This window comes from Bacillus sp. 2D03 (genome assembly GCF_003946765.1).
In the GTDB taxonomy this organism is placed as follows: domain Bacteria; phylum Bacillota; class Bacilli; order Bacillales; family Bacillaceae_G; genus Bacillus_A; species Bacillus_A cereus.
This window is the reverse complement of the sequence record NZ_RPSJ01000003.1, coordinates 233,535-252,692: the sequence shown is the minus strand read 5'-3', so window position 1 is coordinate 252,692 and position 19,158 is coordinate 233,535. Positions and strand designations below refer to the sequence as shown.

Genomic DNA, 19,158 nt, shown 5'->3' with positions numbered 1-19,158 from the left:
GGATTGGGAGAAATGGTAGTTGGGATCGTACTAGCGGCAGTTGTCATACTACTTTTACTTATTACGGTAGTAAAATGGCATCCATTTGTCGCATTAATTTTAACAGCAATTGGTGTAGGATTAGCAATGGGAATGCCTTTAATTGGAACTTCACCAAAAGATCCAGGGATTATTGATTCTATTAAACTAGGGCTTGGTAATACGTTAGGGTTTTTAGCGATAGTTTTAGCACTAGGAACGATGCTTGGAAAAATGATGGCCGAATCTGGTGGTGCTGAACGTATCGCTAACACATTAATTAATCGTTTTGGGAAGAAACGAGTTCACTGGGCGATGATGTTCGTTGCATTTTTAGTCGGGATTCCGGTATTTTTCCAAGTTGGATTTGTACTATTAATTCCGTTAGTATTTACAATTGCGTTAGAAACTGGGGTATCACTTATTACAATTGGTATTCCGCTAGTAGCAGGACTGTCAGTCGTACACGGACTTGTTCCACCGCATCCAGCGGCAATGGCGGCAGTTGGTATTTTTAAAGCAGATGTAGGGAAGACAATTTTATATGCGTTAATTGTCGGACTTCCAACTGCAATTATTTCAGGTCCACTTTACGGGAAATGGATTGGTGCTCGTATACATAAGGAAGTACCATTAGATATAGCGGAGCAATTTGTTGAAAAAGATAATAAAAAAGAGCTTCCTAGCTTTTGGAATACATTGTTTACAATTTTACTTCCAGTATTTCTTATGCTTGGTGCATCAATAGCAGAAGTTGCATTAAATAAAACAAGTCAACTAGCACAAGTATTACACTTTATTGGAGATCCGATTGTGGCTTTATTAATTGCAACCATTTACTCTTTCTTTAGTCTTGGATATGCAAAAGGTTTCTCAAAAGATAAAGTGTTACAATTTACAAATGATTGCCTTGGACCTATTGCAAACATATTGTTAGTGATTGGTGCAGGCGGCGCATTTAATAAAGTATTATTAGATTCTGGAATTGGAACGACAATTGCAGATATGGCGAAAGAATCACATATTTCACCGATATTATTAGGGTGGGGAATTGCGGCACTTATTCGAATTGCAACTGGATCAGCTACTGTTTCTATGATGACAGCGGCTGGAATTGTTGCACCGATTGCAGCAAGTACACCAGGTGTAAATGTTGAACTACTAGCACTTGCAACTGGTGCAGGGTCATTAATTTTATCACATGTAAATGATTCAGGATTTTGGATGATTAAAGAGTATTTCGGAATGACTGTGAAAGAAACGTTATTAACATGGACTGCAATGGAGACTATATTATCTGTAGTAGCACTTGGGCTAATTTCGATATTAAATATATTTGTATAGAATAGGAGATTGATTAATATGAAACTAGGTTTAATTGGATTAGGAAAAATGGGATTCCCATTAGCTGAACACTTACATGAAGACAAGCATGAAGTAGTAGTATACGATGTAAATAAAGAGCTTGTTGAAAAGGCAGGAAAACTAGGAATTACTGCACGTCATACATTAAAAGAAATGATTGCTGAACTAGAAGCTCCTCGTACAATTTGGGTAATGGTGCCTGCAGGAGAAGTTGTAGAGTCAGTACTAAAAGATGTATATCCGTTATTAGATGAAGGTGATATCGTTATTGAAGGCGGAAATTCATTCTATAAAGATACGTTACGCCGTGCTGAAGAAGCAAAAAGCTTCGGATTACATTATGTAGATATCGGTACATCAGGCGGTGTAGAAGGAGCTAGATACGGTGCTTGCTTAATGGTTGGTGGAGAAAAAGAAATTTACGACCAATTAGAACCTTTATTTAAAGATTTAGCAGTAGAAAATGGCTATTCTTATGCTGGCCGTGTTGGTAGTGGTCATTTCTTAAAAATGGTTCATAACGGTATTGAGTACGGCATGATGCAAGCAATCGCTGAAGGATTTGAAGTACTAGATAAGAGTGACTTTGATTTCAATTATGAAGATGTTGCAAAAGTATGGGCGAATGGATCAGTTATCCGTGGTTGGTTAATGGACTTAACTGAAAAAGCATTTGCAGAAGATCCCAAACTAGATGGCATTAAAGGTGTAATGAACTCTTCAGGAGAAGGAAAATGGACTGTTGAAACTGCACTTGAACTTCAAGCTGCAGCACCAGTAATCGCTATGTCATTATTTATGCGCTATCGTTCTCAGGAAGATGATACATTCCATGGAAAAGTAGTTTCAGCACTACGTAATCAGTTCGGTGGACATGAAGTTGTGAAAAAATAAGGATGTTTTTGAAAAGAAACTTGTGCATAAGCGCAAGTTTCTTTTTTATAGTTTAAGAAATTACTAATTTAAAAATACCAATCAATCATCGTTTTTTTGTCACAAATGACACTAACCTCCTCTTAGACTTTGAAATGTACGGATTCCCGCATTATGTTTTTTGTATTGATTGTATCAAATATAAAGCGCTACATGAAATATGTCCCAACATAAAAGTAAGAATAAATAAAATGAAGTTTTCATAAATAGTAAAAGGGTGCTTATGTCATCAGTATAGCTAAGAAATGTTGTTACATATGAGAAGAGCGTGTTAATAAAATATGAGGTGGTTAAATGGGAAATGAGCAAGTGAAGTCTGTAAAGGAAGAAAAAAAGTTATGTCTTTGTATGATCGTCAAAAATGAGTCTAGAATTATGGAAAGATGTTTAAATGCAACAAAATCAATTGTAGACTTTGTTTCTATTTGTGATACTGGATCGACGGATAATACGCCTGAAATTATTGAAAATTGGTGTAAGGAAAATGAGATACCTGGGACGGTTCATCATGAGCCGTTTAAAAACTTTGGTTATAACAGAAGCTTAGCTGTTTCGTTAGCGCAAAAAACATACCCAGAAGCAGATTATTTATTAATATTAGATGCAGATATGATTTTAGAGGTTGGTCCGAATTTCGATAAAACGAGCTTAACGGAAGATCATTATCTTACATTACAATATGATGTTCATATTAAATATTGGCTTACGCGTCTTTTAAAAGCTTCTTTACCATGGAAATCTGTCGGTGTTACTCATGAGTATTGGGATATAGATCGTTCAAAAGTTGGAGCGAATTACAATACGAGGGTAGCTCGGTTAGAGACTCTTGTCGTGAATGATCCCGGAGATGGCGGGAGCAAAGCTGATAAATTTGAAAGAGATGAGAGGTTGTTGTTACAAGGAATAAACGACCCAGAAACAACGCCAGATTTGCATATAAGATATTTATTTTATTTAGCTCAGACTTATTTTCATTTAAGTCAATTTGAGAATTCAATTAAATGGTATAAAAAACGAGTGGAAGCAGGAGGATGGGTTGAAGAGGTATTCTATTCGTTATTGCGAATAGGATTTTGTTATGAGCAGTTAGCAAATCGTTCAGCAAATAAACAAAATGAAGTGACAGATGCTGATGAAAAAGAAACTGTTAAAGGGCAAGAAGAGCAATATTTAGCATTAGCTGTTTTTTATTTTCAAAAAGCGTGGGAATATAGACCAACCCGGGCTGAACCATTATACCAACTTGCAAGGTTGTATCGATTACGATCTCAAAACAATATTGCTTTGATGTATGCTCTGCAAGGGAAGGAAATTCCTTTTCCAAAGGATGATCTACTATTTGTAGATTATCATGTGTATGATTACTTATTTGACTATGAAATTTCTATTAGTGCTTTCTATATACCTCATAAAAAACATTTAGGGGCGGTATCGCAAAAGTATTTGGAATCGATAAAGGAAAAGATTCCATTTCATATAGCAAATATAGTAGAGAATAATGCGAAATTTTATTAAATACATTTTCGATTAAAGGAGTAGTGGAGTAATCATGGAATTAATGCGATGGGCGATTGAACTAGGAGAATCGGTGCATGGAAATACGTATGAAGAATTGATGCCACTACTAGACTATTATTATGATCGTGATCATTTAAAAGCGTATTGTATCGCAAATCTTCTTTTAAACATGGATGTATTAGATGAGGACCGGGAAAGAATCGAATTAAGAAGATGCATCGCTGCTTATTATGCTGGATTATATAAAGTAGCAAGAAAACATGCAAATGAGTTGGTACTTAAACATCCAGATGTAGATTTATATAAAAATAATTTAAGATTAATGGAAGTTTATTTGAATAAAGAATATGATTATTGTCTTTTTATATGCCCAAAGACATACGGTAGTTTCATAGATGTTGCGCGAGCTTTAAAGTGGCGGTTGGAGCAGGAGGGAAATACAGTAATTATATCAGAAACAATACTGGAAAATGCAAAGAATACAGTTGTTTTTGGAGCACATACATACGCATATAACCCGAATCTTCTTCCGAAAGATGCAATTATTTATAATTTAGAACAGCTATACGAAGGAAGTCCATATGCGCATCCCCTTTATTTAATATTATTAAAAGATAGAGTGATTTGGGATTATAGTAAACAAAATATAGAATGGCTTCAACAAAAAGGGGTAGGAAAAGAAATAAAACATGTAGAAATGAACTATGCTCCAACTTTGGAAATAAAAAAAGATGCGTTTGAAGATGAGATTATTGAAGATATTGATATTCTGTTTATAGGTGCTCTTAATCCGAGGCGACAAGCTATTTTTGATCATCTAAAAGCGATTGCCCCGAATTTAAATATAGTTTTTAAAAATAATGCGTGGGGAATTGTTAGAAATGAATTGATTGCTAGAGCTAAAATTATATTAAATATTCATTTTTACTTATCAGGAATTCTTGAAACACCTCGCGTGTCTTATGCAGTCGCGAATAAGAAATTTATTATTTCTGAAAATAGTAATCCAGAAGATGAGGTAGAGTGGCCAGGAATTGTATTTACTCCGTACGAAAAAATAATTGAAAACGTAATGAAATATATAGAATTACCAGAAGAACGGAAAAGATTAGCGGAAAAAGCATATAATCATTTTGAAGCAAATGAAAGTTTAGGTACATTGAGCATGAGAGATGAATCAAAGTAATTGTACGAAACTCATACGAAAGTATGAGTTCTTTTTTGTTTATCATACTATTTTATGAAACAAGTTAACTCTTTATATTGTGTTTTGTATAGAAATTTCTGATAATATATAAGTTGAACTTGAAAACAAAGGGGAGAAATAATCATGAAACTAGTCGTTATTAACGGTACACCAAGAAAATTTGGTAGAACTCGCGTGGTGGCAAAATATATTGCGGATCAATTTGAAGGAGAATTATATGATTTAGCAATTGAGGAGTTACCTTTATACAATGGAGAAGAGTCGCAACGTGATTTAGAGGCAGTAAAAAAATTAAAAACGTTAGTGAAAGCTGCGGATGGGGTTGTATTATGTACACCAGAATATCATAATGCGATGAGCGGTGCGCTGAAAAACTCTTTAGATTACTTAAGTAGTAGTGAATTTATTCATAAACCAGTTGCGTTGTTAGCGGTTGCTGGTGGCGGTAAAGGTGGAATAAATGCATTAAACAGCATGCGAACGGTCGCTAGAGGTGTTTATGCAAATGCAATTCCAAAACAAGTTGTGCTTGATGGATTACATGTTCAAGATGGTGAACTTGGGGAAGATGCAAAACCATTAATTCATGATGTAGTTAAAGAATTGAAAGCATATATGAGCGTATATAAAGAGGTGAAAAAACAACTAGGAGTGGAATGATATGTCCTCACTTTATCATGATTCTCGCTTGTATTATATTCTAGGAGCCAATAGTCTATCTGCTATTGGTTCTGGAATTGTTATGATAACGATTCCTTGGCTCTTAATTAAAGAGAGTGGAGGAGAGACAACATTTGGTTATGTTTCTATCATTGCAACCCTCATTATGTTTTTATTAACACCATTCATTGGGCAAAGTATTGATCGTTTTTCAAGAAAATCTTTATTGCTATGTAACGAAGGAATCGGAATAGCCGTAATCGGAATAATGGTTATATGGGGATTTGCTGGGCAACCTTATCATTCTATTCACTATATTCTTATTTATATAGCCGGATCATTCTACTATTTATTATTTTATCCTACAATATTTGCGTTCAACCAAGAGATATTTCAAGCAGAACATTATAAAAGTTTAAGTGGAACGATGGAAATACAAGGACAGTTAACACAAGTTATTTCTGGAGCGGCCGCGAGCTTCTTAATTGAAATTGTATCTTTGAAGTGGATTTTGTTAGTAGACATGTTAACTTTTGTTGGAGCATTTTTTCTTTTCTTATGTATACCGTACGTAAAGAAAAAAGAAGTGAAAAGAAAAATAACATTTAAGAAGCAATTGTTTGAAGGAATTCACTTTATGAAAAAACGTCCTAAGCTCTTTTGGTTCCTACTGGCCACTTATATGCCGTTTATAGGTGTTATGATGGCAAATTATTTAATACCAGTTTATATTTCGGATATACTTAAAGCCAATGCCTCTGTATACGCAATAGAGGGGATGATGTACGGTGTTGGAGCGGTTGTTGCAGGAATATGTATTCCACTCATAATGAAATATGTAAAAACAGAAGTTTCAATCGTTATGACGATGTTCATTTATGTAATTTCAATTACCGCAATGATTATTGAACCTTCCGTAATTTTCTTATATGGACTTGCAATTTTTCAAGCAGTTGGAAATGCGGGTACAAGAGTGGCGAGAAATGTATTGATGATGGAGGAAATTCCAAACGAAGTAATGGGACGTGTAGACAGCTTATTTCGCCTAATTGGTACTGGAATACGAATTGTATTATTAATGCTGTTTACAGCGGGTGTATCTAAAGCCGGAGTAATGCTTCCATTTTACGTATTAAGCTGCATATTGATCTTCTCATTAGGAATCGCTATTTATTATGTACTATCACAACGTAAAGTAGCGGCGAATGTTTCTAATAAATCAATCGTTTAAAAAACACTTCTGCCGCCCTTTCTTTTTCTGTATAATAAAAAGAAAGGGAGTGCAAACTTATTTATGAACAAATGGATCTTTCTTATCATTTTATTATTACCGCCACTATATATCATTTATATGACGTTTAGAATGAACAAAGTTGCTCGTGAAAAGTTGAGCTATCACTCTCCGTACGTTCTTATACTGGGTGCAAAGTTATTTGGAGATAGACCGTCTTTATCTCTTCAAAATCGTTTGGATGTAGCGTTGGAGTATTTATTTTCCCATCCTGAAGCGAAAATAATTGTTTCAGGTGGTCAAGGAGAAGATGAAGATATACCGGAAGCTCACAGCATGAGAAACTATTTAATGGTACACGGTATAGATGAGAGTCGTATTTTAATAGAAGATCAATCTACAAATACGTATGAAAACTTAAAGTTTAGTATGGATTTATATAATGTGAAACATGCGGTAGTTGTAAGTAATACGTATCATTTATATCGAACGAAAATAATTGCAAAGCGTTTAGGCATGAAGATGGAGGCACTAGCTGCTGAAACACCAATTCGTTCTAAGAGAAAAATGTATGTTCGCGAATATGCTGCTATTATGAAAACAATATTGTTCGACCGTTAGAGCTCAAATGTGAGCTCTTTTTTTATTTAAAAGCGTATCATTTGAAATGAATGCCATATTCCATCAAAATAAAGGAAACAACAGTAAAGGAGTTGTATTTGTGATTCAATTTAATCATGTGTCAAAATCGTATGAAGATGGCACGAAAGCAGTGGATTCATTGCATTTAGAAATTAAAAAGGGAGAATTTTTTGTTCTTATCGGTCCGAGTGGTTGCGGGAAAACCACGACAATGAAGATGATTAATCGTTTAATCGAAACGACTGAAGGATCGATTTTAATCGATGGAAAAGATATTCAACAATATAATATAAACGAATTACGTTGGGATATAGGATACGTGTTGCAACAGATTGCTTTGTTTCCTCATATGACAATCGCTGAAAATATTGCAGTTGTTCCTGAAATGAGGCAATGGAGTAAAAAAGAAATTAAAGCACGCGTCGATGACTTGTTACATATGGTTGGATTAGAGCCGGATATATATCGAGATCGTATGCCTGATGAATTGTCAGGAGGACAAAAACAACGTGTCGGTGTCGTGCGAGCATTAGCCGCAAACCCGAAAATCGTTCTTATGGATGAACCATTTAGTGCGTTAGATCCATTAAGTAGGGAACAGCTTCAGAAGGATATTGTACAGTTGCAAAAAAAGATTCAAAAAACAATCGTGTTCGTAACACATGATATGCAAGAAGCATTATCACTTGGAGATCGCATTTGTATTATGAAAGAAGGAAAAGTTGTTCAACTAGATACACCAGAAGGAATTATACATAATCCGAAAAATGAATTTGTAGAGGAGTTCATTGGAAATCATGGGCGAACTTGGTATGAGGGGAAAAGTGTAGCAGATGTATTGCCACTTGATCAAAGTGTGCAATTAGAAGGGCAGGCGCTATCATTACATTCTTCCTTACAAGAAGCACTAGTTCGTGTGCGTGATGAAGAGGTCGTTCCAGTTGAAGAAAACGGTCAATATATTGGAGCGTTAACAAGTCGTCATATTGTCAATTACATTGTTGAACAAATGAAGGAAAGAGGCTAAACAGTGACTAATTTTATACAAACGTTCCAAGAACGAAAAATAGAATTACTAACTGCATTAAGTGAGCATTTACAAATATCGCTTATTTCATTATTTTTTGCAGTAATTATAGCAGTGCCACTTGGCATCTTATTAACAAGAAAAGAACGAATGGCTGAATTTATAATAGGAACTTCTGCAGTAATGCAGACAGTGCCATCACTTGCATTGCTTGGACTCTTAATTCCGTTAGTAGGAATCGGAAAACTTCCAGCGATTATCGCATTAGTTGTGTATGCACTATTACCTATTTTACGAAATACATATACAGGAATAAGGGAATTAGATGAATCTCTAATAGAAGCCGCGAAAGCTATGGGGATGAATAGTTGGAGAAGATTGTGGAAGGTAGAACTTACTCTTGCATTGCCTATTATTATGGCCGGTATTCGTACAGCGATGGTATTAATTGTTGGAACGGCTACATTAGCAGCTCTCATTGGTGCTGGTGGGCTCGGTAAGCTTATATTATTAGGTATAGATCGAAATGATCATGCACTTATCATTTTAGGGGCCGTACCAGCCGCGTTACTCGCTTTATTCTTTGATATAGTACTTCGCATACTTGAACGACCGAAACGCTCTTCTAAGCGTGTTATATTGACGATATGTATTGTTTGTATAATGATTGCTTCTCCACTTCTTTGGAGTACAGAAAAGAAAGATATTGTTATTGCGGGCAAACTTGGATCAGAACCTGAAATTTTAATTCAAATGTATAAGCAGCTTATTGAACAAGATACAGATTTACACGTACAATTAAAACCAGGTCTTGGGAAAACAGCATTTGTATTTGAAGCGTTGAAATCAGGGGAAGTAGATATATACCCAGAATTTTCAGGAACAGCTTTATCTACTTTCGTGAAAGAAGAACCAAAGAGTACAAATCGTGATGAAGTATATGAGCAGGCTCGCGTTGGAATGGAAAAGAAATATAATATGATTATGTTGAAGCCAATGGAGTATAACAATACATATGCACTAGCCATGCCGAAAAAAATAGCAGATCAAAAGAATATAAATACAATTTCTGATTTAGGGAATGTTGCGCAGGAAGCCAAAGTAGGATTTACATTGGAATTTGCTGATCGTGAAGATGGTTATAAAGGAATGCAAAAATTATATAACTATAAGTTCTCGAATGTTAAAACGATGGAGCCGAAGCTGCGTTATAGCGCAATTGAATCTGGAGATGTTAACGTAATTGATGCATATTCAACAGATAGTGAATTGGAGCAATACGGACTGAAAGTGCTAAAAGATGATAAAGGGTTATTCCCACCTTATCAAGGAGCACCATTATTAAGAAAAGAAACGTTACAGAAATATCCTGAACTTGAAAAGGTATTAAATAAATTATCTGGAAAGATTACAGATGAAGAAATGCGAAAAATGAATTATGAAGTTAACGTAAATGGTAAAAGTAGTGAAGAAGTCGCAAAACAATTTTTACAAAAAGAGAATTTACTTCGTTAAATTTACAAGAAATATACAAATTTATATGTTTGAAATGACCGTTCATTACAAAATGAGCGGTTTTTTTGTGCATACTTATACATTTTTTCAAAAAAGTATTCCATTTTTGCTCATTTTCTTTTAGAATAAGTAATGTTTTCCTGAAAAAATATAAGAGAAACGTCTATTAGAGAAAAAGGTGACTTTAATAGTTGAACGAACATAACACCTAGAATGACAGATGGGGTGGTACAAATAGAAAAGAAGTTAGGATTTTTTCCATTAATCGCATTAGTAGTTGGAACAATGGTTGGTGGCGGTGTTTTTAGTTTACCGCATGATTTAGCAGTAGGAGCAAACAGTGGTGCAATAATAATTGGCTGGTGTATTACAGCGATGGGAATGATTCCCCTTGCGCTCGTATATCAAACGTTAGCAAGACAAAAACCGGAACTTGAAGGTGGAATTTATAGTTATGCACGTGCTGGTTTTGGTGAATATATTGGATTTAATAGTGCTTGGGGATATTGGCTAGCAGGAATCTTAGGTAATGTCGCAACAATTATGTTACTGTTTAGTACATTAGGTTATTTCTTTCCAATTTTCAAAGGAGGAAATAATGTTGCGTCTATCGTTGGGGCATCACTTTTATTATGGACACTTCATTTTCTAATTTTATTTGGGATCCGTGAAGCTTCTATTATGAATGTTATCGCAACAATAGGGAAGTTAGTTCCAATCGTTTTATTTATTGTTGTAATGGTAACAGCCTTTCGCTGGGACACATTTACACATGATTTTTGGGGAGAAGGAACGATCTCACTTTCCGCTATACTTGGTCAAGTGAAAAATACAATGCTTGTAACACTTTGGGTTTTCATTGGAGTTGAAGGAGCGGTTGTATTATCTGGAAGAGCGAAGAATAGTCGAGATGTTGGTAAGGCAACAGTATTGGGACTTATTTTAGTAATGTCCATTTATATTTTAATTTCTGTCCTGTCAATGGGAGCTATGACAAGAGGCGAACTTTCTGTGTTAGAAACTCCGTCAATGGGACATGTATTAGAGCACGTTGTTGGCCCATGGGGTGCAGTTGCGATTAACATCGGATTAGTTGCTTCACTTGTCGGTACATTAATTGGCTGGTTTTTACTTGTTTCTGAAATTTCTCATGTAGCAGGAAAAGATGGCGTATTTCCGAAAGTCTTTACGAAAACAAATAAAAAGCAAACACCGCACATGGCATTATGGATTTCAAATGGTGTTGCCCAAATTATATTTATCATCGTTTTGTTTTCGGAATCGACATATCAAATTATGTATTTCATTGCATCAACATCAATTTTATTACCATATTTATTATCAGCGTTATTCCAATTTAAATTAGTCATTACAAACGAGCTAAAAGACGCAAAATTAAAGAACGGAGCGTTGGCTTTAATTGCTTCTATTTACTCTGTATGGCTTCTTTATGCAGCTGGTTTAAAGAATTTACTACTCGTTTCAATTGTGTATGGAATTGGAATTATTGTTTACACGTTTGCAAGAAAAGAACAAGGGAACCGTTGCTTTGTAGGTGCAGAGAAATATGTGATGTGGGCAATTATTGTTGCGGCTATCACATCCATATATATGTTATTAACTGGAAATATAAAAATGTAAAAAGTCCTTTTCATTTAAAGGGCTTTTTTCTTTGTTTAGAGAATATTTACTACATAAGATATTCAGGAGGGATGAGAATGGAAAAAAAAGAACAGTTGTCTAGAATAATTGATTTAGCTAGTGAGTTAAGGAAAGTATTAGTGCAAGAATCTTTTTTTAATCATCATCCTGAACTGAGAGGAGTCATTGAAAATTTAGCAAGTTCTGTTGAAAATTTGGCGGAATTACAAATAAGTAAAGATGAAAACGCTGAAGATCGATTACGTTACGTACTTGCGAAAATGAAAATTGCTCATAATGCAATTTTACAAGAGAAAAAAGCATTTCCTTCTCATTAATATAAGTTTTTATTTTGAACCTGGCGGATAACGTCAGGTTTTTTATTTCTAGTTTTTCGTTTCTTTCATACACTAAGAATAGTATGAAAAAAGAAGGTGACTAAGGTGAAATTACATAAAGCTCTTCAGCCAAGTTTTATAAAACGAATGTACTATATGAGATTTTTAGGGAAATTTACAAAAGCTGAGAAAGAGAAGAGTGGAGAGAATTTCTTTGTACAATGCTTATCGCCAATACCATTCACTTTACAGGAACAATTTACAAATGAACCATATGTATTTGAAGGGTTATGTAGCAATAAAAAGAATGAAAAAATCTTTTCGGAATTAAAGAAGAGGAAATTAGAAAAGCAACTAGTAATGTTTCGTCTTTATTATGAAAGAGGAAATGTATACGTGGAGTTAATATGTACAGAAGAACCGAAAGAAATAGCAAGCAGCTATAAAATGATTCCGGCACCTAAAGTTACAAATAATAAAAAAAGAGAATCTTTAGAACGAAAACTTAGCAACGGTTATTTATCATTTCTTATGCCAAAATTTCCGAAAGACTTTGAGCCTCCCGAATTATTGTGGCACGATGGAAGACTTTACGGAAACATATCCCTAAAGTCATCAATTAGCTCAATCGCCTATTTTGAACAGAAACGTGAATGTAAATATATAAACTGCAGTGACTGGACGAAGTATGTAGAAATAGCGGTAGAAGATCAATTATATTTTGTAAGTGATTATGTGTATGAGCAATTAAAAAAACGAATGCATGAAGAAGGTAAGCTAGTTGAAGTAGAGGATATAAAAGTACAAAAAGATGAATGGGAATGGGATGAGCGTGAATCGTCTTTTTTACAGTATGTACAAAGTATGGTGCATAATAAAGGGTTATATTTGGATGAAACGGATATTTATAATTTCCATATAAGTGTAAAAACAAATATGTTAACGATTCTTGGTGGTATACCGGGCGTTGGGAAATCACGGTTTGTGCAAACTTATGCAGAAGCATTAGGGTTACAGTATGGGGAAGAGTTGGTTTGGATTCCGATTTCGCCATCGTATCAAGAACCACATGATTTACTTGGTTACCTTCATCCAAATGGTACTTTTATTGAAAGTGAAACGAAGTTAGTTAGAACGTTAATGAAGGCGAAAGAAAATCCCAATCAACTGTATATAATCGTTTTTGATGAAATGAACATGTCTTATATTGAGCATTGGTTTACTCCGTTTCTATCTGTTCTTGAACTTGAAACAAAAAATCGTATTTTAAACTTGTATGAGGGTGTACAGGACATAGAGAATTCAATTCCATCAACAATTGAAATTGGAGAAAATATTATATTTGTAGGTACTGTGAATTTTGATGAAACAACAAAAGAGCTCTCTGATCGATTATTAGATCGAACGAACCTAATAACGTTACAGAAAATTCCGTTTTGTGAGATGGACATGGAACAGGGGAAAGTCGTATTACATCCACCTTTGAAAGTAACAGCGGGAGAATTTCGGATAAATTGGATGAGAAATAAAGCGATGATTGAAGTGTTTTCTGAAGAAGAATTAGAGCTATTAGATAAGTTGCATGTCGTATTGTCATCACATGACGCGTCTAAGGGAATTTCTTTCCGATGTGCAAATGCAATTGCGACTTATTTGCAAAACATACCGTTCCAAAATAATCATACCTATATGATCAGTAGAGAAGAGGGGTTTGATTTACAAATAAAGCAGCGTGTATTGACGAAAATCAGAGGGACCGAAATGATGGTTGGGCCTTTACTTTCTGAAGAAGCAAAAAGGGGGGCGACCTTAGTACCTCTTTTGCAATCTGCACTTGCAAACAGAGTATCTACATTTGAACACTCTTTAGCATATATACGAGAAAAACGTAGAGAACTGGAGCTGTATGGATATGCAAAATGAAGGGCGTTACGAAACAAAAATCGTTGATACGAATGAAACGCTCCCTTTTGTATTAAAGTTAATCATTGGAAATGAGGGGAAAGGAGATTATATTTTATTAAATCGTCTTTGTACATCTACTACAGCATTAGTTCAATGTATTTATAAAGTACAAGAATTAAAACCAATAAGATTGCAGTACAATTATGAAATTCCAATGAATATTACTTTTATATGGAATAAAGTATATGAGGGACAGAAAAATATAAAAGAGGCTCAATATGAAATAAATGAAAAAAAACAAAGAGTATTAATATATGAACATGGGAAAACAGAATTCTTTTATCCATGGCGCTGTGGTTTATACCATTTTGAAGTGCGTATAGAAGAGACAACGTATTATGGCGCATTTCAAATCGTACCGAAAAACTTTTTTGATGATCAATTTGAAATGATTCAAGACTATGTGAAGTCAATTTTAAATGAGTTGATTTTGGATAGAGGTTACTATAAAAAGACCTTCTCTGCACTTAGCGATATTGAGGATTCTTCTTATTTAGTGTTACTTAGAAAGTTACCCCAAAAAATGAAAATGATAAAGCAAATCTTTAAGAAAATAGAATCAAGCTCAAAATTTATAAATGAATATAAATGGGAAGGAAAAGAGCGAAGGCCAACAAGAAAAGGAACTATAGTGGCAGAACGAAAACCTTATGCCAAACATTATAATCGTAAGTTTATGGAACAAAAAAATAGTAAGGAAAATGCATTTCTTAAATATAAAGCGATGCAATTTTATCATTATTTAATTGAAGCAAAAAGTTTTTTACGTCAAACAATTGAAATCTTAGAAAGAGAAAAAAAGAAAAAATCAGAAGAGTTTCAAGCCGTAAAAACGATTATACAAACAATTGAGCGTAATGGATCGGTAACTGATAGAGAGAAGCAAAAATATAAAAATATACATTTACTAAAAGAAGCCGATTTACGAAAGAGCTCAATGAAAATACAAGAATATAAAATATTGGCGCATATTGTGCATGAAAATGTACAATACTTTCAAATGTTAATGCATTCTTCGTTTTGGAGGGAAGTTACCGAAACAAGTAACATGAACTTACATGATTTACCGATACCACATCAACAATTACTACATCATTTAGAAGTACTCCCGCAATATACGGATCAATCTCCATCGTTATTATTTGTTTATAAGCCAACGTTTTTAGTGTATGAATATTACGCTTTTTTTATCGTTATTTCAATTTTAGAGCAAATTGGTTTTGAAGCTAGAAACTCTATCCGTGAACAAATACAAGAACATTTTTATGTAGATGGATTACAAGATGGAACGACAGTAGTTTTAGAACGAGATGATATAAAGGTGCATGTTGCATTTAATGACTTAATTGAAACACATCCTCTTATTGCATTAAGTAAAGGTAGTAATTTTTACAATGGTGAGGATACGAAGAAGCCAGATATTCGCTTAGACTGTTATGTAAAAGAAGATGGGAAATACGTATATAAATCTTCTATTATTATTGAAGTGAAGTATAGTCCAATGTACAATATTTTTCAGCACGTCGGAAATACGAAAGCAACTGAGCAAATGTATAAGTACTGGTCTATAAAGTATGTAGAAGAACAGGATGGAAAGCGAGTCTATTATCGAAGGTCAATTTATGAAGTCATTTGTGTATATCCAGGAAGCCATATGCATAGTAAAAAAATTGAGTCTGGATGCGGTGTTTTCTTGCAGTTATATCCATATAAGACGAAACAAGGGGAAGAGAAATTAGCTGGAAAACATGGGATGGTACAAATTTTTGAAAAATGGTTAAAAAGCATTAAGAAGTAAAAGAAATCCTTTTTCATAAAGGATTTCTTTAGATTAAGAAGAATTATATGCTGTATGGAAAGAAACATAATGTAATTTAGATTTGAAAAGTGCTACAAATGTATTATTAAAAGGAATGTGAGCGCGGGATAAAAGTCGATTAAATTGGAATCTAATTCATTTTGCAGAATATAATAAGTCATAAATATTTTTAGTTGCATACGAAGATTTGTTCTTATATGATAGATAGTGAAAGCGTTATCAAAAACAGAGCGGCGATGGGAAAGGCGGTTAAATATGTTCCAGCGTGTTCAAACAAAGGAAGAACATTTTGGGTTCGAGCAACTATGGGGAGATTTTTGTGAGGAAAGAAACTTAATGTTCGTAGAACGTAATTTAAATCCATCACGATTTTTATTAATAGAAGATGAACATCCTATTGGTACAGTGGAATGTATTAAGTATACGGTACCTGAACAATCAAATTCTGAGTTTTTCTATCCGTTTTCTAAAAATGATTTAGTGAAAGATTTGAAGAATGTATATGAAATAGGCAAGTTAAGTATTTCGAAAACGTCTCGTGGGAGAGGACATTTCAAAAGGCTAACAGCTATTTTATTTATACATGCGTTAGAAACAAAAGCTGAATGGTACATTGCAGCAGTAACAAAAAGAATGTATATGTATTTACTTACACTTGGTTTTCCAATTGAGCCAATAGATAATCCATTTCAGTTTCATGATACTTTACAAGGTGTACCAGTAAGAATTCATGCTCGAAAAGGGGTTACGCATTTGTATTCTTTAAAAGAATTTCGTGATGTGATTCAAGGGAATGCTCATGCACAGGCATTAATTGCAGAATACAGTAAAAATATTATGTTAACGAAATAAAGCGAAGTGAATATGTATAATAAAGAGAATAATATTTGTATAGGATATAACTCTTCATTAAAAAAGACCCTTATTATTTTAATAAGGGTCTAAAAATTATAATCCAAATATACTAAAAATCATTTTGCGGCGCTTCGGTTTCTTTTCTCGTTCATATGTTGGTTTTGAATCAGGAGTAATATAAATGGGTTCTTCTTTCGTTAGGGCAGCTTCTAACTTTTGAATTCGCTCTAACATTTCCTCCATTTCACGACGGTGTTGTAAAAGTTGGTACGTGACGACATCATTTGCCTTATCTTGCATTTGTTCTTCCATTCGATCAAGTCTTCTCGTAATAGTGTTTAATTGATCAGCTAATTGCTCAAAATCATTCGATGATATGTTTTGAACAATTGTATTAACTTGAGTTTTTAATTCCTCAACTTCATTTGAGGAAGCCTTTTGAGTAGATTGAGAATTTTGAGATTGCTCTATTTGAAATCGATGGTGTTCTAACATTTGATCGACATCCTCTTGTGTGAAAATAAAGTGGCCATATTTGTTTTTCTCTATCGTAAGATTTAATTGTTGTGCGATCCGGACAACAGCCTTTGGGCTAACACCTAATTTCTTTGCGATAAATGGTGTTTTATATTCCAAAATAATCCCTCCTATATATATCCTGTTGAATGATTTCGAGCTATGAAGTAAGTTCCCTTCTAGTGCGACAAAAGAAGTGTGGAATCGGCAAAGAAAGTGTTTTTTCACGAAATTGAGTTGAGAAGAATAGTTCGTTTAAATAAAAATGTTTTATCGTAACATTTAGAATAATTTGACGAGTGTAAATGAATTAGATTATCATAATGATAAATATCTTTTTTATGTATGCATATAATATATAAAAAGGTGGTTGCTAATGTAGAATTTTGTTAGAGTATTAGAATGCTTACTTCACTTGAATAAAATTAAGTAGGAGGTGGCTTCCTTGCTTACAATGTAAGTAAGGAAAAGTATTTGGACATATATAGTATAAGTATAGTGATTGTTTTAATTGCTTTAACGGCATTTTTCGTTGCAGCAGAATTTGCAATTGTTAAAGTGAGAAGTTCACGAATTGACTATTTAATTGCAGAAGGAAATAATCGTGCAAAATCGGTCAAAACAGTCATTACAAACTTAGACGAATATTTATCTGCTTGTCAGCTGGGAATTACTGTTACAGCTTTAGGAATTGGGTGGTTTGGTAAACCTGCGTTAAAGCAAATGTTTGATACGCTTTTTGCAAATTGGAATATCTCTACTCAACTAGCAGACATTTTTGCTGTGATTTTAGTGTTTTTGTTAATTACTTTTTTACATGTTGTAATAGGTGAATTGGCCCCAAAAACATTTGCAATTCAAAAATCTGAACAAGTGAGTTTACTTGTTTCTAAGCCGTTAATTTTCTTTTATCGTATTGCATTCCCATTCATTTGGCTATTAAATGGTTCAGCTCGAATCATTACGAAGCTGCTAGGGCTGAAACCGCCGAAGGGACATGATGAGGTTCATTCAGAAGAAGAATTACGGTTGTTAGTTTCAGAAAGTTATAGAAATGGTGAGATTAATCAATCTGAATATAAATATGTGAATAAAATTTTTGAATTTGATGATCGCATTGCAAAAGAAATAATGGTACCTCGAACTGAAATGAATATTATAAGTAAAGAGATGTCTGCTGAAGAAGCTCTGCAAAAAATGTCTCGTGAAAAATATACAAGGTATCCAGTTGTTGATGGCGACAAAGACCACGTAATAGGTTTTGTGAATTTCAAAGATATTTTTACTGAATTTGTACAACATAAAGCTGTTAATAAGAAGACAGTAGAGCAATATATGAGACCAATTATTTTAGTTATCGATTCTATTCCAATTCATGATTTGTTTTTGAAAATGCAAAAAGAAAGAACACATATTGCTATATTGATAGATGAATATGGTGGAACATCTGGACTTGTTACTGTTGAAGATATTCTGGAAGAAATTGTTGGAGATATTCAGGATGAGTTTGATACGGATGAGCAGCCAGAAATTCAAAAGGTTAGTGAAACGAAGACGATACTAGAGGGAAAAGTACTTGTTAGTGAAGTAAATACGTTATTTGGTTTAGGGATTGATGATGATGGTGTTGATACAATCGGTGGTTGGATTTTAACGAAGAATATAGAGATTGCTGAAGAGGATTCCATTGAAATTGAAAATTATAAGTTTTGTGTGAAAGAATTAGATGGACATTATATAAAAAGATTAGAAGTTACAAAGATAGTAGAATCGATTGTTATTTTAGAAGATGAAAAACAAATTTCGTTACAAGAGCAAATTAGCTCGTAAACTCTGCTATATAGCAGAGTTTTTTTGAGCATAATGTTTTTTGAGGGATAGGAGCTATGATACAATGACATAAGTCAA

Annotated in this window: 16 protein-coding genes and 1 pseudogene; 15 read left to right on the top strand and 2 right to left on the bottom strand. The window is 33.9% G+C overall.

Annotation, left to right across the window (positions count from 1 at the left end; genetic code table 11):
• The first annotated feature begins 12 nt into the window (after positions 1-12).
• Positions 13-1,362 (top strand): GntP family permease, encoded by a 1,350-nt coding sequence (locus EBQ15_RS09510; RefSeq protein ID WP_000260208.1) that lies wholly within the window; start codon positions 13-15, stop codon positions 1,360-1,362.
• An 18-nt stretch (positions 1,363-1,380) separates the two neighbouring features.
• A complete protein-coding gene (gene gnd / locus EBQ15_RS09505; RefSeq protein ID WP_000765982.1) occupies positions 1,381-2,277 on the top strand; it encodes a phosphogluconate dehydrogenase (NAD(+)-dependent, decarboxylating) in 897 nt (298 codons plus the stop codon).
• Between the two features lie 114 nt (positions 2,278-2,391).
• Here the strand turns inward: gnd and EBQ15_RS32005 are convergent.
• Positions 2,392-2,459, bottom strand: a pseudogene (locus EBQ15_RS32005) (DUF2711 family protein); the annotation flags it as partial.
• A gap of 151 nt (positions 2,460-2,610) precedes the next feature.
• Here EBQ15_RS32005 and EBQ15_RS09500 point away from each other — a divergent pair.
• The 12 genes from EBQ15_RS09500 to EBQ15_RS09450 all read left to right on the top strand — a co-directional run bounded on the left by EBQ15_RS09500 (position 2,611) and on the right by EBQ15_RS09450 (position 16,731).
• Positions 2,611-3,831, top strand: coding sequence for a glycosyltransferase family 2 protein (locus tag EBQ15_RS09500; protein ID WP_000526227.1), 1,221 nt, complete (start codon positions 2,611-2,613; stop codon positions 3,829-3,831).
• Positions 3,832-3,865: 34 nt separating this feature from the next.
• Positions 3,866-5,020, top strand: a complete 1,155-nt coding sequence (locus tag EBQ15_RS09495; RefSeq protein ID WP_000422324.1) for a CgeB family protein — start codon at positions 3,866-3,868, stop codon at positions 5,018-5,020.
• 144 nt (positions 5,021-5,164) lie between these two features.
• Positions 5,165-5,701, top strand: a complete 537-nt coding sequence (locus EBQ15_RS09490; RefSeq protein ID WP_000780355.1) for an NADPH-dependent FMN reductase — start codon at positions 5,165-5,167, stop codon at positions 5,699-5,701.
• A gap of 1 nt (position 5,702) precedes the next feature.
• Positions 5,703-6,932 (top strand): MFS transporter, encoded by a 1,230-nt coding sequence (locus EBQ15_RS09485; protein ID WP_000097171.1) that lies wholly within the window; start codon positions 5,703-5,705, stop codon positions 6,930-6,932.
• Positions 6,933-6,995: 63 nt separating this feature from the next.
• Positions 6,996-7,553 (top strand): YdcF family protein, encoded by a 558-nt coding sequence (locus EBQ15_RS31445; protein WP_001045711.1) that lies wholly within the window; start codon positions 6,996-6,998, stop codon positions 7,551-7,553.
• Positions 7,554-7,653: 100 nt separating this feature from the next.
• Positions 7,654-8,601, top strand: a complete 948-nt coding sequence (locus EBQ15_RS09480; protein ID WP_000614082.1) for an ABC transporter ATP-binding protein — start codon at positions 7,654-7,656, stop codon at positions 8,599-8,601.
• Between the two features lie 3 nt (positions 8,602-8,604).
• Positions 8,605-10,116 carry an ABC transporter permease/substrate-binding protein gene (locus tag EBQ15_RS09475; RefSeq protein ID WP_000181019.1) on the top strand — a complete coding sequence of 504 codons (1,512 nt, stop codon included), beginning with the start codon at positions 8,605-8,607 and terminating at the stop codon, positions 10,114-10,116.
• 213 nt (positions 10,117-10,329) lie between these two features.
• Positions 10,330-11,757: a basic amino acid/polyamine antiporter gene (locus EBQ15_RS09470; protein WP_000129444.1), complete on the top strand. Its 1,428-nt coding sequence runs from the start codon at positions 10,330-10,332 to the stop codon at positions 11,755-11,757.
• A 77-nt stretch (positions 11,758-11,834) separates the two neighbouring features.
• Complete coding sequence (locus EBQ15_RS09465; RefSeq protein WP_000412089.1) at positions 11,835-12,095, top strand: hypothetical protein; 261 nt, start codon at positions 11,835-11,837, stop codon at positions 12,093-12,095.
• Between the two features lie 105 nt (positions 12,096-12,200).
• A complete protein-coding gene (locus EBQ15_RS09460; RefSeq protein ID WP_000766199.1) occupies positions 12,201-14,018 on the top strand; it encodes an AAA family ATPase in 1,818 nt (605 codons plus the stop codon).
• Positions 14,008-15,858 carry a hypothetical protein gene (locus tag EBQ15_RS09455; RefSeq protein WP_001178740.1) on the top strand — a complete coding sequence of 617 codons (1,851 nt, stop codon included), beginning with the start codon at positions 14,008-14,010 and terminating at the stop codon, positions 15,856-15,858. Before EBQ15_RS09460 ends, EBQ15_RS09455 begins: the two co-directional genes overlap by 11 nt.
• 276 nt (positions 15,859-16,134) lie before the next feature.
• The gene (locus EBQ15_RS09450; RefSeq protein WP_000487795.1) at positions 16,135-16,731 is read left to right on the top strand and encodes a hypothetical protein; all 597 of its coding nucleotides are present in this window, start codon (positions 16,135-16,137) and stop codon (positions 16,729-16,731) included.
• A 96-nt stretch (positions 16,732-16,827) separates the two neighbouring features.
• Here the strand turns inward: EBQ15_RS09450 and racA are convergent, their stop codons facing one another.
• Entirely contained in the window at positions 16,828-17,370 is a 543-nt protein-coding gene (gene racA / locus EBQ15_RS09445) for a chromosome-anchoring protein RacA (protein ID WP_000456022.1), read from the bottom strand.
• A gap of 354 nt (positions 17,371-17,724) precedes the next feature.
• Here racA and EBQ15_RS09440 point away from each other — a divergent pair, with 354 nt between their 5' ends.
• Positions 17,725-19,080, top strand: coding sequence for a hemolysin family protein (locus EBQ15_RS09440; protein WP_002098489.1), 1,356 nt, complete (start codon positions 17,725-17,727; stop codon positions 19,078-19,080).
• Positions 19,081-19,158: the final 78 nt, after the last annotated feature.